This is a genomic window from Xanthomonas sp. LF06-19, from assembly GCF_034105425.1.
Classification (GTDB): domain Bacteria; phylum Pseudomonadota; class Gammaproteobacteria; order Xanthomonadales; family Xanthomonadaceae; genus Xanthomonas_A; species Xanthomonas_A sontii.
On sequence record NZ_JAXGGH010000002.1, the window covers coordinates 139086 to 164939 of the forward strand.

The following is a 25854-nucleotide window of genomic DNA, read 5'->3' on the forward strand; positions in this document are numbered from 1 at the left end:
GTGTTCGCTCAAGCCCGCGGTCGCCGCAAGGGCGCAACGCCACGGCGATGCCAGCCCCCAGTCAAACCGCACCGACCCGACGCAGCCGGCGTCGGCCGACCGCGATGACACAGGGCATTCCCAACGCCCGTTTCGCGAAATATAATCATTCTCGATTAGAACTTTCGCCTCACGGTCTCGATGACACTGCATCCCCTTTCGTGCGCCTGCCTGCTGGGCATGGCGCTGTCCTTGCCTGCGCACGCCGCCAGTGCCGACACCGCCTCGGACGCCGACAGCGGCGCCGATGCCGCACAGGCGACCGCCCTGCCCACGGTGCAGGTGCGCGCCGACGCGCAGAGCGGCTTCCGCGCCACCGGACCGGTGCAGGCCGACAAGTCGGATGCGCCGCTGGCGCAGACGCCGTTCTCGATCACCGTGGTGCCGCGCGCGCTGCTGGACAGCCAGCAGGCGCGCACCCTGTCCGATGCCCTGCACAACGTCTCCGGGGTCGTCGCCAACACCTACGGCCGGCGCGGCTGGGACGACCTGATCATCCGCGGCCAGACCGCCTCCGACGCGCTGTTCGTCGACGGCCTGCGCACCGCCGACAGCAACCGCGTGGCCGAGCAACTGTTCGGCGTGCAGCAGGTGGAGGTGCTGAAGGGCCCGGCCTCGCTGCTGTACGGACAGGTGCTGCCGGGCGGCCTGGTCAACCTGATCAGCAAGCGTCCCGGCGCCGAGCCGATGCGGCGGGTCGACCTGGGCGTGGGCAGCGACGGCCTGCGCCAGGGCAGCGTCGATCTCAACCAGCCGCTGTCGGCCGACGGCAAGGTCGCACTGCGCCTCAATGCGCTGGCGATGAACAGCGACGACCCGACCGACCACGTGTACTTCCGCAGCCGCTGGATCGCCCCGTCGCTGTCGCTGGACCTGGGCCCGCGCACCGACTTCGTGCTGCTGACCAGCTACCAGGAACGCGACTACATCCGCCAGCAGGGCCTGCCCTGGGAAGGCAGCGCCGAACCCAACCGCAACGGCAGGATCGACCGCGCGCTGTTCACCGGCGAACCCGGGCAGCGGCCGTACCACAGCCACCAGAGCCGGATCGGCTACGTGCTCGATCACCGCTTCGACAACGGCTGGAGCCTGCACCACGCCGCGCGCTGGCAGAGCTTCGGGCTGGACGGTTTCCTGATCGCCAACAACGGCCTGGCCGCCAACCTGCGCACCCTGCGCCGTACCGCCACCCAGCAACAGTTCGACGGACGCACCTGGGTGCAGGACACCTACCTGCAGGGCGGCTTCGCCACCGGCACCTGGCAGCACACCGTCACCGCCGGCCTGGACGCGTTCAAGACCTGGGAATGGAACGTGCAGTCGACCTGCCGCGTCGGCAATCTCGACGTGTACGCGCCGGTCTACGGCAGCGCCGTGACCTGCCCGGCACGCCCCACCCGCGACAACCTCAGCGTGGTGACCTCGGGCGGCCTGTACCTGCGCGACCGCATCCAGTTCGCACCGGACTGGCAACTGCTGCTGGGCCTGCGCCACGACCGCAGCCGCAACCGCAGCGAGGACCGGCTGGCCGGCAGCGACACGCGCACCGACAACAGTGCCACGACGGGTTCGGCAGCGCTGATGTTCGACGCCGGTGGCGGGCTGCGCCCGTATGTCAGCGTCGCCACCTCGTTCTATCCCAATGTCGGCGTCGATGCGCAGGGCGCGCAGTTCGATCCCGAGCGCGGGCGCCAGGTGGAACTGGGCGTCAAGATGGAAGTCGGCAGCGGCACCAGCCTGAGCATGGCGCTGTACGACCTGCGCCGGCGCAACGTGCTGCAGACCGATCCGTTCAACGACGGCTACAGCATCGCCGTGGGCGAACAGCGCAGCCGCGGCCTGGAGCTCAACGCCGCCGCCGACCTGGGCAACGGGTTGAGCCTGTTCGGCGGCTACGCCTACACCGATGCGGTGGTCACCGACGACGGTGGCCAGCGTGTCAGCAGCGTCGGCAGCCGCCTGAACAACGTGCCGCGGCATAGCGGTTCTGTGTGGCTGCAGTACACCGCCCACGGCGCGGCCGACGGCTGGAGCGTCAGCGGCGGCGCCCGCGCCGAAGGCGAGAAGACCGCCTACGGCCATCGCATTCCCGGCTACCTGGTATTCGATGCCGGCCTGGGCTACCGCCAGGGCCATTGGCGCTACGCGCTGAACCTGAAGAACGCCTTCGACCGCGACTACTTCACCGGCGGCCTGCAGCGCGCCGTGGCCCTGGGCGACCCGCGCACGCTATTGTTCTCGGTGGGCGTGGATTACTGAGTGGGTGCGCGTCATTGCGCACGACGCGACGCCGTTCGTGCCAGCGTGCTGTGGGATCGCGGGACAGCATTCTGTGGGAGCGACTTCAGTCGCGACGCGAGAGCCCATCCGGCGGCTCCGTTGCGGAGGCGTCGGGACTGAAGTCCCTCCCACAACGGCAGCGATCCGATTGCGACAGTCGGATGCAAGGGCGGATACGGCGACGCGATGCGTCGGTCGACCTCGCATCCGGGTCGCGGCTGACGCCGCTCCGACGGTGCCGATCTTCGGACCGCAACGAGGCATCGCGCAGGAGCGGCGTCAGCCGCGACGCATGACGCTGTCCGACGGCTCTGCGGCAATGCCTCTCAACGGCTTCAGCCGCGACGCGCGACGTCCGACAGCTCCGCGGTAATGCCCGTGTGGGAGCCACTTCGGTCGCGATGCAAGACGCCATCCGGCAACTCCATTGCAGACGCGTCGGGACTGAAGTCCCTCCCACAACAGCCGCGGCCATCGTGCATCGCTGGTTGTGTCGGAAGATCGTATCGACCAGCGTTCGCTATCGCCTCTCACTCGCGCCCGCAGGCCGACGCCGGTGCATCCGACACCACGCACTGGCGGAAGTCGCGGGGCAGCCCGGCGATCTCGCGGCGCTGACCGATCGCCAGATCGAAGGCCTGCAGCACGCGCGGATTGCAGGCAGCGCCATCGCCGCCGCTAGCCTGCGGCGATGCCGTGCAGGCGGCGTAGACCTGGTAGTGGCAGCGCCCGCTGCGGCTGTCGATGCAACGGAACGTGGCCAGGCCACCGCGATACGTAGTGCGGCTGAAGAGCAGCGGCACGCCGCGTTCGCTGGCCTGCACCACGGTCTCGCGGCGGGCGCCCATGGACAGGTCGAGATCGGCATGTCCCTGGCAGCCGAACAGGCCGAGCAGGCACGACCACAGCACGGAGAGCAGACGCATGGCGGAGATTCCTTGTTCCAGTGCGAAGCGAGGGAATGCGCGGCTACATGCCGCGGAACAGGCTCATGTACGGCTGGCTGACGGTCAGGACCTCGTCGCGGTGGCGCAGCTTCAGCCGGCCCTTGCCGGTGTCGTCGCGCACCACCGAGGCCACCGCCTTGAGGTTGACGATGGTGGAGCGGTGGATCTGCCGGAACGCCGCCGGATCGAGCACGTCCAGCAGCTCCCGCAAGGAGGTGCGCAGCACCGCCTCGCCATCCCGGGTGAGCACCGTGGTGTACTTGCTGTCGGCCTGGAAATACAGCACGTCGTCGAGCAGGATCAGCCGCGTCTCGCGGCCGCTGCTGGCGGTGACCCAGGCCAGCGGTGGCGGCGCCGACGGCGCGGCCGGGCGCTGCTGCAGACGCTGCAGCAGCGCGTCGAGCACCGCCGGATCCGGCCCCTGCGCCGCCCGTGCCTGCAGCCGCTGCACCGTGGCCTGCAGACGCTCGCGCACGATCGGCTTGAGCAGGTAGTCCACCGCGCCATGCTCGAACGCGTCGATGGCGTACTGGTCGTAGGCAGTGACGAACACCACCTGCGTGTGCGGGCTCAGTTCGCCCAGCGCACGCGCCACCTCGATGCCGCTCAGCCCGGGCATGCGGATGTCCAGGAACGCCACCTGCGGGCGCAACTCGGCCAGCCGCTCCAGCGCGCTGGCGCCGTCCTCGCACTCGGCGACGATGCGCAACTCCGGCCACACCTCGCCCAGCAGCGCGACCAGCGCATCGCGCAACAGGGTTTCGTCCTCGGCGACGATCGCGTCAGTCATGGTGCGCTCCCGTGTGCGTCGCCACCGGCGGTGGCGGCGTCGTCCCCGCCGGCCACGGCAGGGTGAGGGTGGCGGCCACACCGCTGGGGAAGTTGGAGACGATGGCGAAGCTCGCCGCGCCGGCATAGGTGAGGCGCAAGCGCTCGCGCAGGTTCTTCAAACCGATGCCGGTGCCGCTGGACTGGGTGTTGAAGCCCAGGCCGTCGTCGGCCACGGTCAGGGTGACGTGGTCGTCGACCGCGCGCGCCAGGATCCAGATGGTGCCGCCGCCGGGCTTGGGTTCCAGACCGTGCTTGATCGCGTTCTCCACCAGCGTCTGCAGCATCATCGACGGCAGCGGCAGCGTCTTCATCGTCTCCGGCACCTGCACCTGCAGTTGCAGGCGTGCGCCCATGCGGATGCGCAGGATCTCCAGGTAGGCCTGGGTCCGTTCCAGTTCGTCGCCGAGCGAGCTCATCGCGTCCTCGGTGCTGGGCAGCGAACGCCGCAGGTACTGGATCAGATAGCCCAGCATCAGGTCGGCGCGCGGCGGATCGGTCCGCGCCAGCACCTGTGCACTGGCCAGCGTGTTGTAGAGGAAGTGCGGCTCGACCTGGGCGTGCAGCAGGTTCAGCCGCGCCACGGTCAGCTCCTGCTCGGTGGCGGCCTGTGTGGCGGCGGCCTGCTCGTCGCGGCGCAGCTCGGCCACGCGCCGCGCCAGCGCACGACCCAAGGCTTCGGCGTTCTCGTAGTTGCTGCCCTCGTCGACCGCGAACAGGTCGATCCAGGCGCTGGCATCCGGCTCCAGCAGCAGGGTCAGGCTGCTGGTGCCGGTGCCCGGGGTCACCGTCGCCACCACCTGGTTGCGCTTGACCGCGAAGCGCGCGGCCAGGTTCCAGCGCGACGGCGGGCGGCCGTTGTAGGGATCGATGCGACGCACCTTGGCGCGCACCTGCAGGCTGTCCAGCGTGCTTTCCACCTCTTCCACCCGTGGCAGCTCGCGCACCGCCGCATCCAGCAGTGCGAACGCCTCATGGGTGTCCAGCGGGATCTCGATCTGGCGCCGCTGGCGGCTGGCCAGGGTGCCCCAGTCAAGGCGCCCGGCGATCAGCCAGACCTTGCGCAGGTGGGTGATGCCGGCGATCAGCGCCGACAGCATCAACAGCATCGCCAACAGGCCGAACAGCCAGCCCGGTCCGGAATTCATACCGTAGAACAACCCGGCCCAGACGAAGGCGGCGACAACCACCGCCACTGCCCAGGCGCACAACAGGCGAACGAGGAAGAACAGGCTGGCGAGCATGGCGGCCGGGGACTGGGAAGTTCCGGCGAGGATAGCCGCGGCGTCGCACGGCGCCAGCGGCGTGCGACGAAACCGCCGCTGGCGAGGATGGGACCTGGCCTTGGCAGGACGAAACCGCAGCCCAGCCGCACGCCGAGGCGGCGGCGCCATTCCAGGCGACAGCGCGCCCTAGAGCCGGCTCACGCTGCGGATGCGGATCTCGCTGCTGTCCACGCCGTGGCGTTGCGCCGCCTGCGCCCGCATGTGACACAGCAGCCGCTCCGGGTCCAGCGGCGCGGGCTCGGCCCAGGTGTGCGCCAGGGTGCCCCAGGCCACGCGCTGGCCGAAGCTGTAGGCCTCGTAGTCGGCCAGGTAGTGGCGCTCGCGCTCAGGTGCCGACGTGGACATCGCCTTCGTAGCCGTTGCAGCCAAGATGTTCGAGCGCGATCGACAGCGCCAGCGCGTAGCCCTGCGCGCAGTAGCCGCCGACCTGGCCCAGGCGCTGCCCCGACGCCGCGCACAGGCAGGCTTCGCGGCGATCGCTGGCATCGTCGTGCACTTCCACGTAAGGCCGGCGCAGGTGCGCCACCGCGTCGGCGGTGATGGCGCTGTCCGAGCACGCGCCCGGATCCAGCAACAGCATCTCCACCCCGGCCTGGTCGGCCTGGGCCAGCGCCTGCAGCAGTTCGCGCTCGCTGGCGCAGCCGCGTACGGCCAGGGTCTTGCCGGCGCGGCCGGCATGGGCCAGCAATTGCCGCATCACCGGTGGGGCGATGCGGGCCGGGCGGCCGCGATGGCCGGCCACGCAGTCCGGGCCACGGAGCAACAGGATCGACATGGCGGCGCCCTCAGTTGGCCAGCGCCGCGCGCGCGCCGAGCCGGCGCTGCGCCACGCCCAGGGCGATCGCGTAGCTGTCGGCGAGCGCACCGTTGGCGATCACCGTCAGCAACGGCATGTGCCGCGGATGCAGCAGCGGTTCCAGCGCCTGCGCGCTGGCATCGTGCACCTCGATGTACGGATGGCCCAGCGCATCCAGCGCCGCGCACAACTGCGCGCCATGGTCGGCCAGCTCTGATGCCGGCAACTCGCCGGAATCCAGCAGCACCAGCTCGGTGTCGTCGCACGCGCCCTGCCGCAGCCGCGCCACGATCTGCGCGGCATCGGCACAGGCCACCGGCACCACCTGCGCGGCATGGGAAGCGGCCAGACACTGCGCCGCGGCGATGGCCGACGCATCGCGATGCGGGCCCTGGATCAGCAGAATCGACATGGAACACATCCAACGGAAAGGACGTGGCGCAGTCTGCGCGCGCGCCGCGTAAGCGTTCCATGGCGGAAGAGGGCCTGGGGCGTAAAGCTTGCGTAAGGCGGGAATCGGGAATCGGGAATCGGGAATCGGGAATCGGGAATCGGGAATGGAGAATGGAGAATCGTTGAGCGCAAGCCGGGAACGTTCAGCCAACGACATGCCGCTTTTCCGATTCCCCATTCCCCAATCCCCATTCCCGGCTTTATGCGATCATCCCCCGCTTCCCGCCGCCGCCGGACCCGCCATGACCCAAACCGCCCTGCGCCGCGATGTCGGCCCGTTCGCCCTGATGCTGACCGGCCTCGGTTCGATCATCGGTTCCGGTTGGCTGTTCGGCGCCTGGCGCGCCGCCGGGCTGGCCGGCCCCGGTGCGATCTGGGCCTGGGTGCTGGGCGCGGCGATCGTCACCACCATCGCCCTGGCCTATGCCGAGCTGGGCGCGATGTTCCCCGAGTCCGGCGGCATGGTCCGCTACAGCCACTATTCGCACGGTTCGCTGGTCGGCTTCATCGCCGGCTGGGCCAACTGGATCGCGATCGTGTCGGTGATCCCGGTGGAGGCCGAGGCCTCGGTGCAGTACATGGCGTCCTGGCCCTGGCAGTGGGCGCAGGACCTGTACGTGCAGCAGCCCGGCGGCGCCGGCGAGCTGTCGGTGCCCGGCCTGTGCATCGCCGCGGTGCTGGTGCTGGTGTATTTCCTGCTGAACTTCTGGAGCGTCAAGCTGTTCGCGCGCTCCAACAGCCTGATCACCGTGTTCAAGCTGGTGGTGCCGGCGCTGACCGGCGTGGCGTTGATCGCCAGCGGCTTCCACAGCGAGAACTTCAGCGTCGGCCTGCACGGCGGCAGCCACACCATCGACTTCGCCGCGGTGCTCACCGCGGTGGCCACCGCCGGCATCGTGTTCAGCTTCAACGGCTTCCAGAGCCCGGTGAACCTGGCCGGCGAGGCGCGCAATCCCGGGCGCAGCATCCCGTTCGCCGTGCTCGGCTCGATCGCGCTGGCCACGGTGGTCTACGTGCTGCTGCAGGTCGCCTATCTGGGCGCGGTGCCGCCGGACCTGCTGGCCAAGGCCGGCTGGCACGGCATCGACTTCCGCTCGCCGTTCGCGCAGCTGGCGATCATCGTCAACCTGCACTGGCTGGCGATGCTGCTGTACGTGGACGCCTTCGTCAGCCCCAGCGGCACCGGCATCACCTACACCGCCACCACCGCGCGGATGATCTACGGCATGGAGCGCAACGGCACCATGCCCAAGGTGCTGGGCCGGATCCATCCGACCTGGGGCGTGCCGCGCCCGGCGATGTTCTTCAACCTGCTGGTGTCCTACCTGTTCCTGTTCTTCTTCCGCGGCTGGGGCACGCTGGCGGCGGTGATCTCGGTGGCGACGATCATTTCCTACCTGACCGGCCCGATCAGCGCGATGGCGCTGCGCAAGCACGCGCCGGAGATGCACCGCCCGCTGCGCATCGCCGGCCTGCCGGTGCTGGCCGCCGCCGCCTTCGTGCTGGCCACCGAACTGCTGTACTGGGCGCGCTGGCCGCTGACCGGCGAGATCATCCTGCTGATGCTGGTCGCTCTGCCGGTGTACGCCTACTACCAGCAGCGCGACGGCTGGAAGGATTTCCGCCGGCACCTGCGCGGCGCCAGCTGGCTGATCGCCTACCTGCCGACCATCGCCCTGCTGTCGTGGGCCGGCAGCACCACCTTCGGCGGCCACGGTTACCTGTCCTACGGGCCGGACCTGGTGGTGGTCGGCGTGGTCGCGCTGGGCTTCTACTTCTGGGGCGTGCGTGCCGGCTGGCGCACCCCGTCGCTGCAGCAGGCCAGCGGCGGCTGAGCCGCGGCGGCGCTCAGCCGCCGCGCAAAGTTTGCAGCGCGCGCGACAGCAACGTGGCGCCGCTGAAGCCGGCCAGCGCGCACAGCCCTGCCGCGGCGGCCAGCGCACCGATCTCGGCGTGATCGCCGAACAGCGCGATCGCCGAGCCGATGCACGCTGCCGAGAACCCGGCGCCGACCAGACCGATGCGCAGATGCGCGCGCCAGCCGCGCAGATGCGGCCAGGCGCGTACTGCGACCAGGCCGGTCAGCAAGGCCGGCAAGACGCCGAACAGGTAGGAATACAGCGCGATCCCCAGCAGCATCAGCAGCCCGCCGCCGATGTCACCGAGGTGAGCGCCGCCCCAGAGCCACGCGACTGCCATCACCGGCAGGCCGACCGCCACGGTCCCGAGCGGCGGCCCGACCAGCGGGAACGCCACGGCCACGCCGAGGTAGACCAGCCAGCGCGGCAGCGGATCGCTCCCCGCGTCGGCGCCCATCGGATCGGCGCCTTCCGCGCCCGCGCCCGGCGGCGGATCCGCAGCCGCCTGCGGCGCAGGCGGCACTGGGGCGTGACTCACTTGGCGGGCGCGGCTTGGCGCTGCGCGGTGCTGGCGTCGCGGGTGGCGCGGAACTCGGAGTCGCGGCTCCAGTTCGGCCACTGCGTCGAATTGGCCAGTTCCTCGCCCAGCGTGTACAGCACCTGCATGTCGCGCGCGGCGCCGGCGAAGGTCCAGTTCGGCTGCCATTCGTCGCCGGGCTGGTGGTAGCGCTTGGCGGTGTAGTCGTCCGAGGCGGCCTTGCCGGCCGCCACGCCGCCGTCCACCCAGTCCTGACCGGCAGCGAAGGACAGCGCCGGCACGCCGCGCTTGGCGAAGGAGAAGTGGTCGGAGCGGAAGAAGTAGCCGGCTTCCGGCTTCGGATCGGGCGTGTAGCGCAGGTCCCAGCCCTTGGCCACGCGCTTGAGGTCGTCGAGCAGTTCCAGCTTGGCGGTGCCGTAGATGCCGAAATCGCGCGAGGGTCCGAACGGGCTCATGCCGTCCATGTTGATCACCGCCACCGTGCGCGCCAGCGGATACAGCGGCTTGGAGGCGTAGTACTCCGAGCCGAGCAGGCCCTTTTCCTCGGCGGTGACCGCCATGAACACCACCGAGCGCTGCGGCGCCGGGCCCTTGGCGAAGGCGCGGGCCAGTTCCAGCAGTGCGGCGACGCCACTGGCGTTGTCCAGCGCGCCGTTGAAGATGCGATCACCCTTGGCGTCGGGTGCGCCCACGCCCAGGTGATCCCAGTGCGCGGTGTAGATGAGGGTGTCGTCCGGCCGGGTCTTGCCGGGCAGGCGCGCGACCACGTTGTGCGAGGTGATCACCTCCGACTTCACCGCGTAGTCGGCGTACAGGCGCTCACCCTTCAGCTCCACCGGCTTGAAGTCGCGCGATTGCGCCTGCTTCTTCAGCGCATCGAAATCCAGCCCGGCGCGCTTGAACAGGTCCACCGCCAGATCGCGCTGGATCCAGCCCTCCAGTTCAGGGTGCACCGACTTGGGATCGTCGCGGACCACATCGAACATGCTGTTGGTATTGGAGTTGGCGACGGTGGCCCAGCCGTAGGACGCCGGTGCGGTCTCGTGCACGATCAGCACGCCGGCCGCGCCCTGCCGCGCGCCTTCCTCGAACTTGTAGGTCCAGCGGCCGTAGTAGGTCATGCCCTTGCCGTCGAACGCGCCCTTGCCGGTCTCGAAATCGGGGTCGTTGATCAGCACCACCGCGATCTTGCCCTTCAGGTCCACGCCCTTGAAGTCGTCCCAGCCGCGCTCGGGCGCCTTGACGCCGTAGCCGACGAACACCAGCGGCGCGCCGTCCAGGGTCACCTGGCTGCTGCCGTCGAGCGCGGCGCGCACGGCGATCTGCTGGCCCTGGGTCAGGGCCTGGCGCTGGTCGCCGCTGGCGATGGCCAGCTGCGGGGTACCGACGATGTCGGCGCGGCGCAGCGGCACCGCCTGGGTCCACAGGCGCTTGCCGTCGCGCAGGTCGCCGCCGGGCTGCAGGCCGGCCGCCTGGAACTGCGCGCTGAGGTAGGCCACGGTCTTCTCCTCGCCCGCCGAGCCCGGGGCGCGGCCCTCGTAGGCGTCGGAGGCCAGTGTCTTGACGTCGGCGGACAAGCGCTTGGTGTCGAAGGTCGGTGCGGGCGGCGGTGCCGCCAGGCTGGCGCCGGACAGCGCAAGCGCCAGCAGGCTCACGATCGGTCGTTTCACGGAGTTCCCTCGGCAGACACAAAGAACCTCGAGTGTAGCGGCGCGGCCAGGCGATCGGCAGGGGCCGGGGGCGGTTTGGGCGCGCGCGGTCGTTCGAGCGCTGATGTCGTGGGGCGCGCCATCATCCCCGCGCATGCCGCGTGCCGCTGCGCGTGGGCGTAGCAGGGACGCGCGAGGAAATGGACGCTCGCCCGGGACTTCCGTGGCTGGAGCCCGCGGGCCGGCTGGCGCCCCCCTCGCTGCCGCAGGCCAGCACCGGCCGGGCCGCGGCAGCGCTCAGCGTCCGCGCAGCCGGTCCAGCGCCAGCGAGAGCAGCATGGCGCCGACGCCCCCGGCAAGCACGCAAGATCCCAGCCAGCCGCCGGGCTCGCGGAACGCGTCGCGATGGCTGTTGATCCAGGCGATGAGCGCACCGACGCAGACGGCCGACATGGCGGCACCGATCACCCCCACCAGCAGATGCGCGCGCCAGCCACGCAGGCGGGGCCAGGCATAGGCGGCGAACAGGCCGGTCAACAGCCCCGGCAACGCGCCGAAGATGCAGGACATCAACGCCATGAGCAGGAGAAGCGGCAGCGCATCGCCGAAGCCGCCGGGCTGCCCCCATGTCCAGGAAAACGCCAACGGCAGACCGACGACCAGCGTGCCCAGGAGCGGCGCGACGATCGCGAACGCCAGCACCACGCCGCTGCGGACCAGCCAGCGCGGCGCCCCATTGCCCGGGGGCACGCCCTCCGGCTGCGCGCGCGCAGCGGTCGCGGTGTCCGCCGGAGCGACCGCCGCAGCTTCGCCCATGCGTGCCGCCGCGGCCCCGGCGGCAACCGCCGGGGCAGGCGCCGGCGCTGCGGACGGCGGTAGCGGTTCCCGACTCACGCGCGCCGCGCTGCGTCGGCGCCGCGGCTCGCACGGAAGGCGGAATCGGGGCGCCAATGGGGCCACTGCACCGCGAAGGACAGGTTTGGACGTTGCACGAAGATCCCTCTCGGCAGGCATGAGCGGCCGAGTGTAGCGAGGCGGCCGCGGGACCGGCGAGGGCCGGGCACCCGCCAGACGTGCGCTGTCGCAAAAATTTATTGTGATAAACCGCTCAAATACGAACCTGAACATGCTCTAATGCCGCGCTCGCGTATCACGGGGCCGCGCCGATCCGGTGGCCACGCCGATCCGCGAGCGCCTCCCGGCTTCCACCCGAGCCGGGCGCGGCGCCCGTTGCCCCTACCCTCATCTGGGCCGCTCCGACTGCGGGGCCGGCCCGCTTCCGGAGACCTGCAGAGATGTCGATGTCCCCTCTCACCCGCATCACCCGTTGCGTGCTGGCCGCCGCGCTGCTGGCCGCCAGCGGTTCGGCCTGGAGTTACGCCGTCAGCAAAGGCACGGTGGTGGACGACCGCGGCAACGCGGTGCAGCTGCGTGGCGTCAACTGGTTCGGCTTCGAAGGCAGCGCGCACACCGTGCATGGCCTGTGGGCGCGCAACTGGAAGGACATGATCACGCAGATGCAGGGCCTGGGCTTCAACGCCGTGCGCCTGCCGTTCTGCCCGCAGACCCTGCGCGGCGTCGCGCCGACCAGCATCGACTACGGCCGCAACCCGGACCTGCAGGGCCTGAATTCGCTGCAGGTGCTGGACAAGGTGGTCAACGAGTTGAGCAGCCGTGGCATGTACGTGCTGCTGGACCACCACTCGCCCGATTGCCAGGGCATCTCCGAGCTCTGGTACACCGACTCCTACAGCGAGCAGCAGTGGCTCAGCGATCTGACGTTCGTGGCCAAGCGCTACGCGTCGGTGCCGGGCGTGATCGGCATCGACCTGAAGAACGAGCCGAACGGCCGCAACACCTGGGGCACCGGCAACCTCAAGACCGACTGGAACAAGGCGGTCGAGCGCGCCTCGGCGGCGGTGCTGAAGGTGGCGCCGAAGTGGCTGATCGTGGTCGAGGGCATCACCGACAACCCGACCTGCTCCAGCAGCTACGGCTACTGGTGGGGCGGCAACCTGGAACCGCTGACCTGCACCAAGCTCAACGTGCCGGCCAACCGCCTGCTGCTGTCGCCGCACGTGTACGGCCCGGACGTGAACTGGCAGCCCTACTTCGGCGACAGCAGCTTCCCGGCCAACATGCCGGCGATCTGGGAGCGCCAGTTCGGCCAGCTGACCCAGCTCGGTTACACCATGATGATCGGTGAGTTCGGCGGCAACGAAGGCCGCAACCAGGCGCAGGACCCGATCCTGCAGAAGGCGCTGATCGACTACCTGATCAAGAAGAACATCCGCAGCGGCTTCTACTGGGCCTGGAACCCGAACAGCCGCGACACCGGCGGCGTGCTCGACGACGACTGGACCACCGTGCGCACCGAGAAGATGACCGGGCTCAAGCGGCTGTGGGGCGACACCAGCGGCACCACGCCGACACCCACTCCGACGCCCACGCCCACCCCGGAGCCGACCCCGACCCCGACGCCGACCCCCACGCCGACCCCGGCCCCGGGCAGCGCCAGCTTCAGCACCAAGGTCATCGTCGACAGCGACTGGAACGCCGGCTACTGCGAACGCGTGCAGGTGACCAACAGCGGCAGCGCCACCGGCAACTGGGCGGTCACCCTGTCCATCAGCGGCACCGTCAACAACCTGTGGAACGCCACCTGGAAGCAGTCGGGCACCACCCTCAGCGCCAGCGGCGTGGACTGGAACAAGACCCTGGCCCCCGGCGCCACCGCCGAGTTCGGGTTCTGCGCCGCCCGCTGAAGACGGCGCCATCGCCCCGCGCAGCGCGCGGGGCGCAACCTCAACGGCAGCGTCCCACGACGCTGCCGTTGGCGTTTTCACCAGGCGACGGCACGCCCGTGGACATCACCACAGCTCCCGCGCGCAATCCGTGGACAAGCCCGTCTTCTGCAACGGCAGTCACGGCCGCCATGGCGGACACTGCCGATCATCGCCGCCAAGTATCCGCCCCCTTGGCCGGCGCACTCCGCACCGGCCACCCTCGGAGCATCGCGATGAACCGATCCCTGCATTCCCGCATTACCCGCTGCCTGCTGGCCGCGGCGCTCGTGGTCGCCAGCGGCTCGGCCTGGAGCTATGCCATCGACCAGGGCAAGGTGGTGGACGACGCCGGCAACGCCGTGCAATTGCGCGGCGTCAACTGGTTCGGTTTCGAGACCTCGCAGCACACCGTGCACGGTCTGTGGGCGCGCAACTGGAAGGACATGATCACGCAGATGCAGGGCCTGGGCTTCAACGCCGTGCGCCTGCCGTTCTGCCCGCAGACGCTGCAGGCGGTATCGCCCGGCAGCATCGACTACAGCCGCAATCCCGACCTGCAGGGCCTGAACTCGCTGCAGCTGCTCGACAAGGTGATCAACGAACTCAGCAGCCGCGGCATGTATGTGCTGCTCGACCACCACACCCCGGACTGCAACGCGATCTCCGAACTCTGGTACACCGGCAGCTACAGCGAGCAGCAATGGCTGAATGATCTGAGCTTCGTGGCCAAGCGCTACGCGTCGGTGCCGGGGGTGATCGGCCTGGATCTGAAGAACGAGCCGCACGGCGCCGCCACCTGGGGCAGCGGCAATGCCGCCACCGCCTGGAACAAGGCCGCCGAACGCGCGTCGGCGGTGGTGCTGAACGCGGCGCCGAACTGGCTGATCGTGGTCGAAGGCATTTCCAACACGTCCACCTGCTCCAGCGACACCGCCCACTTCTGGGGCGAGAACCTGGAACCGCTGGCCTGCACCCCGCTGGCCATCCCGGCCAACCGCCTGCTGCTCGCCCCGCACGTGTACGGACCGGACGTCTACATGCAGCCGTACTTCAGCGCGTCCAACTTCCCGGCCAACATGCCGGCGATCTGGGAGCAGCACTTCGGCCAGTTCGCCCAGGCCGGCCACGCGCTGCTGCTGGGCGAGTTCGGCGGCAAGTACGGCCAGGGCAATCCGCTGGACGTGCAGTGGCAGAACGCGCTGGTCGACTACCTGATCGGCAAGGGCATCCACAGCGGCTTCTACTGGTCGTGGAACCCGAACAGCGGCGACACCGGCGGCATCCTCAACGACGACTGGAGCACGGTGCGCACCGACAAGGTGACCCTGCTGAAGAAGCTGTGGGACAGTGACGGCAGCAGCACGGGCGGTGGCGGTGGCGGTGGTGGCAACGGTGGCGGTGGCAACGGTGGTGGCAATGGCGGCGGCACCACGCCCACGCCGCCGCCGTCCGGCAGCAGCTTCAGCACCAAGGTGCTGGTCGACAGCGACTGGAACGCCGGCTACTGCAACCGCGTGCAGGTGACCAACACCGGCGGCAGCAGCGGCGACTGGAGCGTCACCCTGTCGATCAGCGGCACCGTCAACAACCTGTGGAACGCCAGTTGGACGCAGTCGGGCACCACGCTCAGCGCCAGCGGCGTGGACTGGAACAAGACCCTGGCCCCCGGCGCCACTGCCGAGTTCGGCTTCTGCGCCGCACGCTGAGCGCGCCGCTGCGTCCCTGACGCCACCCGCACGGCCCTTCTCCCGCGCGGGCCGTGCGCGAGGCCGGCCGCCCACGCGGCGCCGCGCGGTGTGCCATCAGTCACGTTCCCGCGGCCGCCGCCGCCCCTCTATGCTGGCGCACTGTCCACACTCAGGCCCGGCCCATGCTCCGTCCCTTGTCGCTGTTGATCTCCAGCATCCTCACCCTCGGCACCGGCGCCGCCTTGGTCGCCGCGCCGTCGGCCCTGGCCGCGGCCACGCCGGGCCAGGCGACCGCGCCGGAGATCGCCTACACCCGCTTCACCCTGCCCAACGGCCTGACCGTGGTGGTGCACGAGGACCACAAGGCGCCGGTGGTGGCGGTGAGCATCTGGTACCACATCGGCTCGGGCGATGAGCCGGCCGGCAAGACCGGCTTCGCGCACCTGTTCGAGCACCTGATGTTCTCCGGCTCGGAGAACCACAAGGGCACCTACTTCCAGCCGTTCGAGAAGGTCGGCGCCACCGACATGAACGGCACCACCTGGTTCGACCGCACCAACTACTTCGAGACCGTGCCGACCACCGCGCTGGACACCGCGCTGTGGATGGAATCGGACCGCATGGGCCACCTGCTCGGCGCGATCGGCCAGAAGGAACTGGACACCCAGCGCGGCGTGGTCCAGAACGAGAAGCGCCAGGGCCAGAACCGCCCCTACGGCCGCGTCGACGAGAACATCCTGGCCAACATCTTCCCGGCCAACCATCCGTACCAGCACGACACCATCGGCTCGATGGCCGACCTCGACGCGGCCTCGCTGGACGACGTCAAACAGTGGTTCCACGACAACTACGGCGCCGCCAACACCACCCTGGTGCTGGCCGGCGACATCACCGTGGCGCAGGCCAAGGCCAAGGCCGAGCAGTACTTCGGCGACATCCCCGCCGGCCGCCCGGTGCCGCGCCAGCAGCCGTGGATCACCCCGCTGGCCAAGCAGACCCGCGGCGTGCAGCACGACCACGTCGCGCAGCCGCGCATCTACCGCACCTGGGTGGCGCCGCAACTGGGCACCGACGACGCGGTGCTGCTGGACCTGGCCACCACCGTGCTCGGCGGCGGCAAGACCAGCCGCCTGTACCAGCGCCTGGTCTACCGCGACAAGCTGGCCGACGACGTCTCCGCCGGCCTGCAGTCGTTCGCGCTGGCCAGCCAGCTGCAGATCACCGCCGACGTGAAGGAAGGCGTGGACCCGGCCAAGGTCGAGGCCGCCATCGCCGACGAACTGCAGAAGTTCCTGGCCGAAGGCCCCACCGCCGACGAACTGCAGCGCGCGCAGGTGGGCTACCGCGCCGGCTTCGTGCGCGGCCTGGAGAAGGTCGGCGGCTTCGGCGGCAAGGCCACGGTGCTGGCCGAGGGCCAGGTCTACCGCAACGATCCGGGCGCCTACAAGAAGGACCTGCAGCGCGCACAGGACGCCACCGTCGCCAGCGTGCGCAAGGCCGCCGACACCTGGTTCGGCAAGGGCGACTACCTGCTGACCGTGCTGCCGGCGCCGGAAGGCTTCGATCCGGCGGCCGAGGACAAGGCGGTCAAGCCGCTGCCGGCGGCCCCGGGCAAGCCCGCGCCGAAGGTGCCGGCCAAGGGCAACTACAGCGTCGGCAAGTCGCAGGTGGACCGCGCGGCCGGCGTGCCGGAGACCAGCCAGTTCCCGAGCCTGAGCTTCCCGCAACTGCAGCGCGGCAAGCTCAAGAACGGCATCGAGGTGGTGCTGGCCGAGCGTCACACCATCCCGGTCACGCAGATCCAGATGCTGTTCGATGCCGGTTACGCGACCGACCGCGGCAGCAAGCTCGGCACCGCCAACTTCACCGCGGCGCTGATGAACGAGAGCACCCGCAACCTGGATTCGGTGGACGTGGCGCAGCGCCGCCAGCGCCTGGGCGCGATGACCAGCGTGTCCTGCGAACTGGACAGCTGCGACGCCTCGCTCAACGCGCTCAACGACCAGTTGGCGCCGTCGCTGGAGCTGTTCGCCGACATCGTGCGCAACCCGGCGTTCAAGGCCGACGACATCGAGCGCATCCGCGGCCAGTGGCTGGCCTCGATCGCGCAGGAGAAGACCCAGCCGCAGGGCCTGGCGCTGCGCACCCTGCCGCCGCTGCTGTACGGCCCCACCCATCCGTACGGCGTGCCGCTCACCGGCACCGGCACCGAGGCGGCGATCAAGAGCCTCACTGCGGGCGACCTGAGCGCGTTCCAGAACAACTGGCTGCGTCCGGACAACGTGCGCATCCTGGTCGCCGGCGACACCACCCTGGCCAAGATCATCCCGCAGCTGGATGCCGCGTTCGGCGACTGGCAGGCCCCGGCCGGCAAGCGCCCGACCAAGAGCCTGCCGCAGGTGGCCGCGCAGCCCAAGCCGCGCGTGTTCCTGATCAACCGCGACGACGCCCCGCAGTCGCTGATCCTGGCCGGCCTGCTGGCACCCTCGACCAAGGCGCCGAACAACCTGGCGATCGGCGTGGCCAACGGCGCCTTCGGCGGCACCTTCACCTCGCGACTGAACATGAACCTGCGCGAGGACAAGCGCTGGGCCTACGGCGCCAACAGCTTCATGATCGACGCGATCGGCCAGCGCCCGTTCCTGTTCTTCGCCCCGGTGCAGACCGACAAGACCGCCGAATCGGCCGCCGAGATCCTCAAGGAAGCCAAGGCCGTGGTCGGCGACAAGCCGCTGACCGCCGCCGAGATCGCCAAGATCAAGGAACAGCGCGTGCGCGCCCTGCCGGGCAGCTTCGAGACCACCGGTGCGGTGCTCGGCGCGATGGAAGGCATCGTCCAGTACGGCCGCCCGGACGACTACGTGCAGACGCTGAAGACGCGCCTGGAAGCGGTCGACCAGCCGGCGGCGGAAGCGGCGATCAAGGAGATCGTGGCGCCGCAGGCGATGACCTGGGTGATCGTCGGCGACCTCAAGCAGATCGAAGCGCCGGTGCGTGCGCTGAAGCTGGGCGAGGTGCAGGTGCTGGACAGCGACGGCCAGCCGGTCAAGGCGAAGGCCAAGCCGTAACGCCGCACACGCATGGCGGGGCTGCCCCGCCATGCGCCACGCGCCGGCGCCAGCATGGGCGCCGGCGCCATCGCAACGCATCGCCAACGCGCGATGCGACATGCGACGACAGTGAGTGAACGCGCAGGCTGCAGGCATCGACCGTCCCTGGCATGCGCGCGGGTCGCGCATGGATCGCCAAGGCGGCGCGCCGCGCCTGTCCTTCACGGCGCCTGGTCGCAACGCTTGGTATCCGCAAGGCCTGTCCTGGCCTGCCACCGCCGATGCCGACCGCTTCTCCCCGCTGCGTCGTCGCCCCCCGCATCCGCATCGGCTGCGCCGGCTGGTCGATCGCCAGCACGCAGCGCGGCTTGGTCGGCGATGGCGCCAGCCAGCTGGCGCGCTATGCCACTAGCTTCGACGCGGTCGAGATCAATTCCACGTTCTACCGCGCCCACCGCGCCAGCACCTACCAGCGCTGGGCCGACAGCGTGCCGACGGAGTTCCGCTTTTCGGCCAAACTGCCACGCACCATCACCCACGACGCGCGCCTGTCCAGCGTCGGGCCGCTGCTGCAGACCTTCCTCGACGAGGTCGGCCATCTCGGCGACAGGCTCGGCTGCCTGCTGGTGCAACTGCCGCCAAGCCTGGCCTTCGACGCGCGCACCGCCGCCACCTTCTTCGCGATGCTGCGGCGCCGCTGGCACGGCGGCATCGCCTGCGAACCGCGTCACGCCAGCTGGTTCGACGCACGCGCCGAGGCGCTGTGGCAGCGCCACCACATCGCGCGCGTGGCCGCCGACCCGGCCCTCAACGCCAACGCCGCGCAGCCAGCAGGTGCGGCGGCGCCGGCCTACTGGCGCTGGCACGGCGCACCGCGCCTCTACTACAGCGCCTACGCCGACGACACGCTGCGCGGCCTGGCCGAGCGCGTCGTCGCCGCCACGCCACGCACGGGCGAAGCCTGGGTGATCTTCGACAACACCGCGCTCGGCCACGCCCTCGACAACGCCGCCACGCTGCAGACGCAGCTGCGCGCGCTCGGCGCCGGCGCCGCCGTCTGACCGCCACACCCCGCCGATTCCCGCGATGTGCGGACAAGCCCGCTCCTCCGACGGGGACCAGCCCGGCATTCGCCGATGCTGTAGAAGCGGCGGCAGCCGCGACCTCAAGCGGATCGAAGCCGCCGGCGCGAGCGCCGAAGCTGGGCGAGGTGCGGGTGCTGGACAGCGACGGTCAGCCGCTCAGGCGCTGATCGGCCACGGCCCGCCGCGCCACGGCTGCGAGGTCATCGCAGCGCGGCGCGGCCTCGTCCGACTCACGGCCGCTGTGCTGCAGCACATCGGTGCACCGGCCACCTACAAGCGCGCGCAGGCCCCGAGGGCTGGACCGCTCGGCGTGGAAGCGCCCAAGACGCGGGTAGTCCCCTCGGGTACTGCAGCAGCCGGCGCGGATGGAGCGTTGCCGGGCTCGCCGGCCAACGCGGCGCAGTAGCGGCGGATTAGTGGAAAGCCACGCTGTGGATGTCCTCTCCGTCGCTCCATCGGGTACAGGCATCGGTACCTTCGATCCAAACCGGCTTCCCGGCCATGTAGGCTGAGAGCAGCATCGCCAACTGCGCCTTGCCGACGTCCGACGTCTCATCGCGGATCATGTAGTACGTCGTGTTGCCGGCGCAGGTCGGGCGTTGGCTAGGCGTGCCGTTGACCACGACGTAGTGCACGCCGTCGGTCGAACGCACATAGAGATCCTTGATCGTTCCCGTCACCCTGCTGGCGGACGCCAGGCCGGTCGGCAGCCAGAGCACAAGCAAAACAGCGGCGAGCGTGTGGGAACGGCGGGGAGCCAGCAGAGCCATGGTGGTCGTCCTTGCGAAGTGGTGGCGCGTGCCGGCGCCGAAGCATGCATCCAGCGGCATCCGGAGGCACGCAGCACGGCCATTACAGATGCTGGCGCAAACGCGTCACTCCGGCTCAGCTGAACTGCGAACCGTCAGACTGCGGATGCTATCACGGTGAATTTCCGGATCCGACGCCATCGGGCGGATCGTCATCGCTGGCGGCGCCGGGCCAGGCGCGCAAGATTCGCACGTGCACGGCGTCACGCTTGCGACATCGTCCACGCGACGTCGCCACGCCCTGCGGTATGGTGCTGCGCCTCGCGATCCGCGCCAGACCCGACGCCGCCCATGACCGATGAAGCCCAGCGCCAGCGTGTCCTCGACAGCTACCGCATCGTCGACAGCCTGCCCGAGGCCGCCTACCAGGACATTGTGCAGATCGCCGCCGCGCTGTGCGACACGCCGATCGCGCTGCTTTCGCTGCTGGACCGCGACCGGCAGTGGTTCAAGGCCCGCCTGGGCTTGGACCTGCCGCAGACCGAGCGCAGCCAGGCAGTGTGCGATCACGCGATCCGTGAGCCCGAGCAGTTGCTGGAAGTGCCCGACCTCGCCGACGATCCGCGTTTCGCCAATATCTCGGTGGTCCGCGGCGACACCGGCGCACGTTTCTATGCCGGCATGCCGTTGGTGACCGACGACGGCGTCGCACTAGGCACGGTCTGCGTGCTGGACACCGCACCGCGCCAGCTCAGCAATGCGCAACGCGACGGCCTGCGCGCCCTCGCGCGCACCACCATGCGCCTGCTCGACGAACGCCGCAACGCCCTGCAGCGCGAACGCGAGGCGATCCTGCATCCGCACGCCGCCGATGCCCATGGCACCGGTGCCGACGGCCGCTATCGGCTGGTGATCCTGGAAGTGCAGGAACTGGCCGCGCTGGCCGAGCGGCAGAGCGAACGCCTGCTGGGCAGCAGCCTGCAGCAACTGGACCGCACCTTGGCCAGCTACGTGCACGACGGCGGCGCCGATACCGTGGACCGCGCCACCGAGCACGCCGAATTCATCGTCATGCTGCACGGCGCCGACGCCGAGCAGAAGCTGCGCGGCCTGCGCGAGATCGCCGCGCGGCAGCAGGCGCTCGGGCTGACCGTACTGGTCGGCGACGCCCAGGCCACACGGGCGGACGAGCCGATCGGGCAGGTGTTCCTGCGCGCCGAAGCCGCGCTCAGCGCGGAGAAGGACCGCCAGCGGCCGCATCAGTCGGCCTGACCTGCGGGCGGATCGCCGACCGGCGACCGCCGGCGCACGTGGCGCGCTGACGCCCCAGCTCCCTGATCCGCAGCGGGCAAGCACCTACGCGCACCGGCCTTGGCGACGCGCTGAACGCCCAGCCGCCCCGCTCTGGGCGAGCGGCGCCAACCATTCTGCAGATGACGTGCTCCGGCTGACCCGGTGACGAGCAGCCACGCCGCCCTAGCGGCCCCGTTCTTGCATGCCCCCAGGCGTTGCGGTCCCTCACCGGTACGAGCCGGGCGGCGCGCGGCCGCCAGGGCAGGATCGGGTGGGCACGCACCGGATCCGGCCGCGCGCCCCCGTCTCCGCTTCGGTCGTTTACCATGCCGCACGCATCCTGCTCTGGACCCGACATGAGCCATGCCGCTCCTCCCTGTTGCACCCCGCTGCTGAGCCTGTCGCTCGGCCTGTTGCTGGGCACCGCCGACACCGCCATGGCGGAGGCCGCGCCCGCGACCACGCTGACCGCGCCGGCACCGCCGCCGCAGACGCCCGACCTGGCCTACCCGGAACTGTTCCAGGCGGTGCAGCAGCAGGAGCTGTTCGACGACCAGAAGCACTTCGTCGACGCGTTGCCGCTGCGCGACCCGGCGCTGATCAACGCCGACTATCTGGCGCAGCGCCAGCAGCCGGGCTTCGACCTGCGCCGTTTCGTCGCCGCCAACTTCGAGGAATCCGGCCCGGTGCAGACCGAGGCGATCCGTCAGGACACCGGCCTGCGCGAGCACATCGACGCGCTGTGGCCGCTGCTGGTGCGCCGCCAGGTCGACGTTCCGCCCTACAGCAGCCTGCTGTCGCTGCCGCACCCCTACGTGGTGCCGGGCGGGCGCTTCCGCGAGGTCTACTACTGGGATTCCTACTTCACCATGCTCGGCCTGGTGGAGAGCGGCGAACACGAACGCAGCCGGCAGATGCTGGACAACTTCGCCTACCTGATCGACACCTACGGGCACATCCCCAACGGCAACCGCACCTACTACCTGAGCCGCTCGCAGCCGCCGTTCTTCTCGCACATGGTGCAGTTGCAGGCCAAGGTGGAGGGCGATGCCGCCTACGCGCGCTACCTGCCGCAGTTGCAGAAGGAATACGCGTACTGGATGGAAGGCGCGCAGACCCTGGCCCCGGGCAGCGCGCATGCGCACGTGGTGCGGCTGGCCGACGGCAGCCTGCTCAACCGCTATTGGGACGCCCGCGACACGCCGCGCCCGGAAGCCTGGCTGCACGACGTGCGCACCGCCGCCGAGGCCAAGGACCGCCCCGCCGCCGAGGTCTACCGCGACCTGCGCGCCGGCGCCGAGAGCGGCTGGGACTATTCCAGCCGCTGGCTCGGCGACCGCAAGACCCTGGCCAGCATCCGCACCACCGCCATCGTCCCGGTCGACCTGAACAGCCTGCTCTACCACCTGGAGAGCACCCTGGCCCTGGCCTGCGCCAAGAACCCCGGCGCGGCCGGCTGCGATACCGACTACGCGGCCCTGGCCAGCGCGCGCAAGACCGCGATCGACAAGCACCTGTGGAGCGATGCCGGCTACTACGCCGACTACGACTGGCAGCAGCGCCGGCTGCGCGACCAGGTCACCGCCGCGGCGCTGTACCCGCTGTTCGTCGGGGTCGCCTCGCCGGCACGGGCCAAGCGCAGCGCCGACACCGTGCAGGCGCAGTTGCTGCGCCCCGGCGGCGTGGCGACCACGCGCCTGCACACCGGCCAGCAGTGGGACGAACCCAACGGCTGGGCGCCGCTGCAGTGGATCGCCGTGGACGGCCTGCGCCGCTACGGCCAGGACGCGCTGGCGCAGCGCATCGGCAGCCGCTTCCTGGCGCGGGTGCAGGCGCTGTTCGCGCAGCAGCACAAGCTGGTGGAGAAGTACGGCGTGGACGCGCAGGCCAAGGGCGGCGGCGGCGGCGAGTACGCGCTGCAGGACGGCTTCGGCTGGACCAATGGCGTGACCCTGTTGCTGCTGGATCTGTATGCGGCGCCGGCCGCGGCGCCGACAGCGCCGCACGCGCAAGCAACGACCGAAGCCGAGGCGGAGGCCGTCGCGCTCTGAGCCGCCGCGGGCGGCACCGCGGCCACGCCGCGTCCGCCTGCCCCCCCGTCGACGCCGGCGGTGGGCGCCGCCGCTATTGCGCGGGCGTCTCCACGGCCATCCCCATCGCGAGGCGGTAGCGCTGGTACAGCGCCATCACCTTGTCGATGTACGCGCGGGTCTCCGCGTACGGCGGCACGCCGCCGTAGCGCGCCACCGCGCCGATGCCGGCGTTGTAGGCCGCCGCGGCCAGCACCCGATCGCCGGCGTAGCGGCGCAGCAACGCGCGCATGTAGCGGGCGCCGCCGTCGATGGACTGGTCGGCCGCGAACGGGTCGCGCACGCCGTACTCCCTGGCGACCTCGGGCAACAGTTGCATCACCCCCTGCGCGCCCTTGGGCGAGACCGCGGCGGCATAGAAGCCGCTCTCGGCATGCGCGATCGCGCGCAGCCACGGCTCGTCGACCCCGGTGGCGCGCGCCGCGGCGCGGAACTGTTTGGCATGCGCCTGCAGTTGCGGCGCCCCGAGCTTGCCCAGTCCGGGATGCGCCACCTCTCCCGGCGGCGTGACCGCGGTAAAGCGCAGGTACGGGCGCGAGCCCGGCAGGTTGCGCGTGGAGTAGACCAGTTGCCCGTCCTGCTCGCGCTCGTACAGGGTGCCGCTGAACACGCCGAGGTTGCCCCACAGATTGGGCGTGGCGATCGCCGCATCGTCCAGTTCCCTGGGGGTGCAGCGCGAACCCGGTTCCGGCGCGGTAGCCAGGCTGACCGTGCCGTCGCGCACGCAGCGGTACACCGTGCGTGCTGCCGCGTCGGCGACGACGCCACAGCACAGCAGCAGGCACAGCACGGCACGGGCAAGCGGCATCGGCGACACGCTCGGATGGGGCGGGCGCGCATCATCGCGCAGCGCGCGTGGACGCAGGTGACGGCCTGTCGCCCGGCGCTGTTTCCGACACGGGTCTGGATAAGAGCGGCTTCAGCCGCGACCAGGCTCCTGCACACCACGATGGCACCAGACTCCACGGGTCGGGACTGAAGTCCCTCCCACAGGGGCATGCGGTACGCTGGCTGGAACATCGTGGGCGGGTCTTTGGACCCGATTGCTTCAGCGGCCGGATAGCGCACCGCCTTCGCTCGTCGCGCCTGAAGCCGTTCCTACAAGAACGTGCAGCACACGGCCTGGGCGCACTGTGGGAGGGACTTCAGTCCCGACTGCTGCCAAGGTCGAATCGCTCGCGGCCTCCGCTCTTCGCGCTTCAAGCAGCGACGACCATTGCATGCGTCCTCCGACCTGCACGCCCGCCTACGGCGCACACGCCGCCAGCTTCTGATCGGCGTACCACAGCGCGCGCCGCGCCAGGTCGTAGGCGCTGTCGGCCTCGCGCGGCAGCAGTTGCTGCGCGCGGATCGGGTCGGCGCCCTTGGCCATGGCGGTTTCCACCTGCAGCAGCGCATCCAGGTGCTGCTGCACCGGCGCCAGCAGGCGCGCGCGCTGCGCCGCCGGGCAGGCGCCGCGGCGTTGCTGCAGATCGGCCAGGGCCTGGCGAATCCGCCGACTGGCTTCGCCCTCCAACCCGGGCGCCTTTTCGAAGGCGATCGGCGCGGCCTTGTAGGCATCGCCGGTGGCCTCGCTGCCGAGGTCGCTGGCGCGCTCGTGCAGCGCCGGGTTGAAACGCACGTCCGGCGGCGGCCGCGCCACCGCCGACTGATGGGTGTTCTTCGGCAACAGTTGCTTGATCGCCCGGTCGATGCCCTGCACGGCGACGTCGCCGAGGGTGCCGTCGCTGGCCCAATCCTTGTCGAAACGGGTCGACCGGTAGTCGATCGGGTTGGGCCGTTCGAGCAGGCGCTTGGACTTGGCCACGTCGCGCGGATTGAGCGTCCCCGGCGGCGTGCCCTGCGCCTGCGCGAACGGATCCACCGCCACCCCATCCGGCAGGCGCGGATGGCCATCGCCGGTGTACAGCATCGCCGCCATGCCGGTCGCGGCCGCGGCGGCCGCGGCGGGCGCGGTCGGCGTCTGCGAGGGCGAAGACGGCGGCGCGGCGGCGCCGCGCGGCGGCCGTGCCCCGGCCAGCATGCGCGCGTCCACGGCCGGCGCGCGCGCGGACGCCGGCGACGGGGCCGGAACACGCTGCGCGGGCTGCCGCGGCAGGAACACCAGGCGCAGCGCGTCCTCGGCCACGGCACGCGGCGGCGCCGACGGCGTGCCCCACAGCAGGCGTCCCAGCAAGGCCAGAATCATCGCCGTCGCCAGTGCCGCCCACAGCTGCAGCCATCGGTCTTGCGCAGGAAGGGGGGTCACGACGGTCGAGGATCCATGGGCAAGCGGCGAGGACGAATGTGGGGGACGGACCGGTACAGCGTGCCGCGAGTTCCGTTGCCGGCGCGTGCCGCCGCGCGCGGCAAGCGGCAACATGGCGTCACCGGCGCCCGCCCGGTGCACGCAAGGCCTTGTCGCGTCAGGGATTGCGTCGGTGCATGCGCAAAACGGC

Annotated in this window: 20 protein-coding genes; 8 read left to right on the forward strand and 12 right to left on the reverse strand. The window is 70.6% G+C overall.

The features are described from left to right. Positions 1-180: 180 nt before the first annotated feature. Positions 181-2298, forward strand: a complete 2118-nt coding sequence (locus tag SLW55_RS04610; protein ID WP_320744692.1) for a TonB-dependent siderophore receptor — start codon at positions 181-183, stop codon at positions 2296-2298. A gap of 551 nt (positions 2299-2849) precedes the next feature. On the opposite strand, the gene SLW55_RS04615 is transcribed toward SLW55_RS04610, so the two are convergent. The 6 genes from SLW55_RS04615 to SLW55_RS04640 all read right to left on the reverse strand — a co-directional run bounded on the left by SLW55_RS04615 (position 2850) and on the right by SLW55_RS04640 (position 6588). Further along, positions 2850-3245 carry a hypothetical protein gene (locus SLW55_RS04615; protein ID WP_152238481.1) on the reverse strand — a complete coding sequence of 132 codons (396 nt, stop codon included), beginning with the start codon at positions 3243-3245 and terminating at the stop codon, positions 2850-2852. A gap of 43 nt (positions 3246-3288) precedes the next feature. Further along, on the reverse strand, positions 3289-4056 hold the full coding sequence (locus SLW55_RS04620) for a LytTR family DNA-binding domain-containing protein (RefSeq protein ID WP_017916878.1): 768 nt from the start codon (positions 4054-4056) through the stop codon (positions 3289-3291). Continuing rightward, a complete protein-coding gene (locus SLW55_RS04625; RefSeq protein ID WP_320744694.1) occupies positions 4049-5338 on the reverse strand; it encodes a histidine kinase in 1290 nt (429 codons plus the stop codon). Before SLW55_RS04625 ends, SLW55_RS04620 begins: the two co-directional genes overlap by 8 nt. 168 nt (positions 5339-5506) lie before the next feature. Next, positions 5507-5725 (reverse strand): hypothetical protein, encoded by a 219-nt coding sequence (locus SLW55_RS04630; RefSeq protein WP_295965353.1) that lies wholly within the window; start codon positions 5723-5725, stop codon positions 5507-5509. Further along, positions 5706-6155: a type II 3-dehydroquinate dehydratase gene (locus tag SLW55_RS04635; RefSeq protein WP_152182479.1), complete on the reverse strand. Its 450-nt coding sequence runs from the start codon at positions 6153-6155 to the stop codon at positions 5706-5708. The genes SLW55_RS04630 and SLW55_RS04635 overlap by 20 nt, the downstream gene beginning before the upstream one ends. Before the next feature lie 10 nt (positions 6156-6165). Beyond that, positions 6166-6588, reverse strand: coding sequence for a hypothetical protein (locus tag SLW55_RS04640; protein ID WP_017913863.1), 423 nt, complete (start codon positions 6586-6588; stop codon positions 6166-6168). 283 nt (positions 6589-6871) lie between these two features. Between SLW55_RS04640 and SLW55_RS04645 the strand changes: the two genes are divergently transcribed. Further along, the gene (locus SLW55_RS04645) at positions 6872-8464 is read left to right on the forward strand and encodes an APC family permease (RefSeq protein WP_017908520.1); all 1593 of its coding nucleotides are present in this window, start codon (positions 6872-6874) and stop codon (positions 8462-8464) included. A gap of 13 nt (positions 8465-8477) precedes the next feature. Here SLW55_RS04645 and SLW55_RS04650 read toward each other — a convergent pair whose 3' ends face one another. The 3 genes from SLW55_RS04650 to SLW55_RS04660 all read right to left on the reverse strand — a co-directional run bounded on the left by SLW55_RS04650 (position 8478) and on the right by SLW55_RS04660 (position 11491). Beyond that, a complete protein-coding gene (locus SLW55_RS04650; protein ID WP_026143830.1) occupies positions 8478-8945 on the reverse strand; it encodes a hypothetical protein in 468 nt (155 codons plus the stop codon). A gap of 77 nt (positions 8946-9022) precedes the next feature. Beyond that, positions 9023-10696, reverse strand: coding sequence for a M28 family metallopeptidase (locus SLW55_RS04655; protein WP_320744697.1), 1674 nt, complete (start codon positions 10694-10696; stop codon positions 9023-9025). Between the two features lie 276 nt (positions 10697-10972). Continuing rightward, positions 10973-11491, reverse strand: a complete 519-nt coding sequence (locus tag SLW55_RS04660) for a hypothetical protein (protein WP_295965350.1) — start codon at positions 11489-11491, stop codon at positions 10973-10975. A 479-nt stretch (positions 11492-11970) separates the two neighbouring features. Here SLW55_RS04660 and SLW55_RS04665 point away from each other — a divergent pair, with 479 nt between their 5' ends. The 4 genes from SLW55_RS04665 to SLW55_RS04680 all read left to right on the forward strand — a co-directional run bounded on the left by SLW55_RS04665 (position 11971) and on the right by SLW55_RS04680 (position 19260). Beyond that, positions 11971-13440, forward strand: coding sequence for a cellulase family glycosylhydrolase (locus SLW55_RS04665; protein ID WP_267112731.1), 1470 nt, complete (start codon positions 11971-11973; stop codon positions 13438-13440). A 254-nt stretch (positions 13441-13694) separates the two neighbouring features. Next, a complete protein-coding gene (locus SLW55_RS04670; protein ID WP_320744699.1) occupies positions 13695-15167 on the forward strand; it encodes a cellulase family glycosylhydrolase in 1473 nt (490 codons plus the stop codon). A 164-nt stretch (positions 15168-15331) separates the two neighbouring features. Then, on the forward strand, positions 15332-18217 hold the full coding sequence (locus SLW55_RS04675) for a pitrilysin family protein (protein WP_026143887.1): 2886 nt from the start codon (positions 15332-15334) through the stop codon (positions 18215-18217). A 263-nt stretch (positions 18218-18480) separates the two neighbouring features. Then, positions 18481-19260 (forward strand): DUF72 domain-containing protein, encoded by a 780-nt coding sequence (locus tag SLW55_RS04680; protein ID WP_320744701.1) that lies wholly within the window; start codon positions 18481-18483, stop codon positions 19258-19260. A gap of 437 nt (positions 19261-19697) precedes the next feature. Here SLW55_RS04680 and SLW55_RS04685 read toward each other — a convergent pair whose 3' ends face one another. Further along, complete coding sequence (locus SLW55_RS04685) at positions 19698-20054, reverse strand: hypothetical protein (protein WP_226977997.1); 357 nt, start codon at positions 20052-20054, stop codon at positions 19698-19700. A 330-nt stretch (positions 20055-20384) separates the two neighbouring features. Between SLW55_RS04685 and SLW55_RS04690 the strand changes: the two genes are divergently transcribed. Further along, the gene (locus SLW55_RS04690; RefSeq protein WP_320744702.1) at positions 20385-21305 is read left to right on the forward strand and encodes a GAF domain-containing protein; all 921 of its coding nucleotides are present in this window, start codon (positions 20385-20387) and stop codon (positions 21303-21305) included. Positions 21306-21682: 377 nt separating this feature from the next. Beyond that, positions 21683-23377: an alpha,alpha-trehalase TreA gene (gene treA, locus SLW55_RS04695; protein ID WP_148829875.1), complete on the forward strand. Its 1695-nt coding sequence runs from the start codon at positions 21683-21685 to the stop codon at positions 23375-23377. A gap of 73 nt (positions 23378-23450) precedes the next feature. Here treA and SLW55_RS04700 read toward each other — a convergent pair whose 3' ends face one another. Together SLW55_RS04700 and SLW55_RS04705 are read right to left on the reverse strand one after the other, a co-directional pair. Continuing rightward, a complete protein-coding gene (locus SLW55_RS04700; RefSeq protein ID WP_320744704.1) occupies positions 23451-24224 on the reverse strand; it encodes a lytic transglycosylase domain-containing protein in 774 nt (257 codons plus the stop codon). A 438-nt stretch (positions 24225-24662) separates the two neighbouring features. Beyond that, the gene (locus SLW55_RS04705) at positions 24663-25664 is read right to left on the reverse strand and encodes a hypothetical protein (RefSeq protein WP_295972173.1); all 1002 of its coding nucleotides are present in this window, start codon (positions 25662-25664) and stop codon (positions 24663-24665) included. Between the last annotated feature and the right edge of the window lie 190 nt (positions 25665-25854).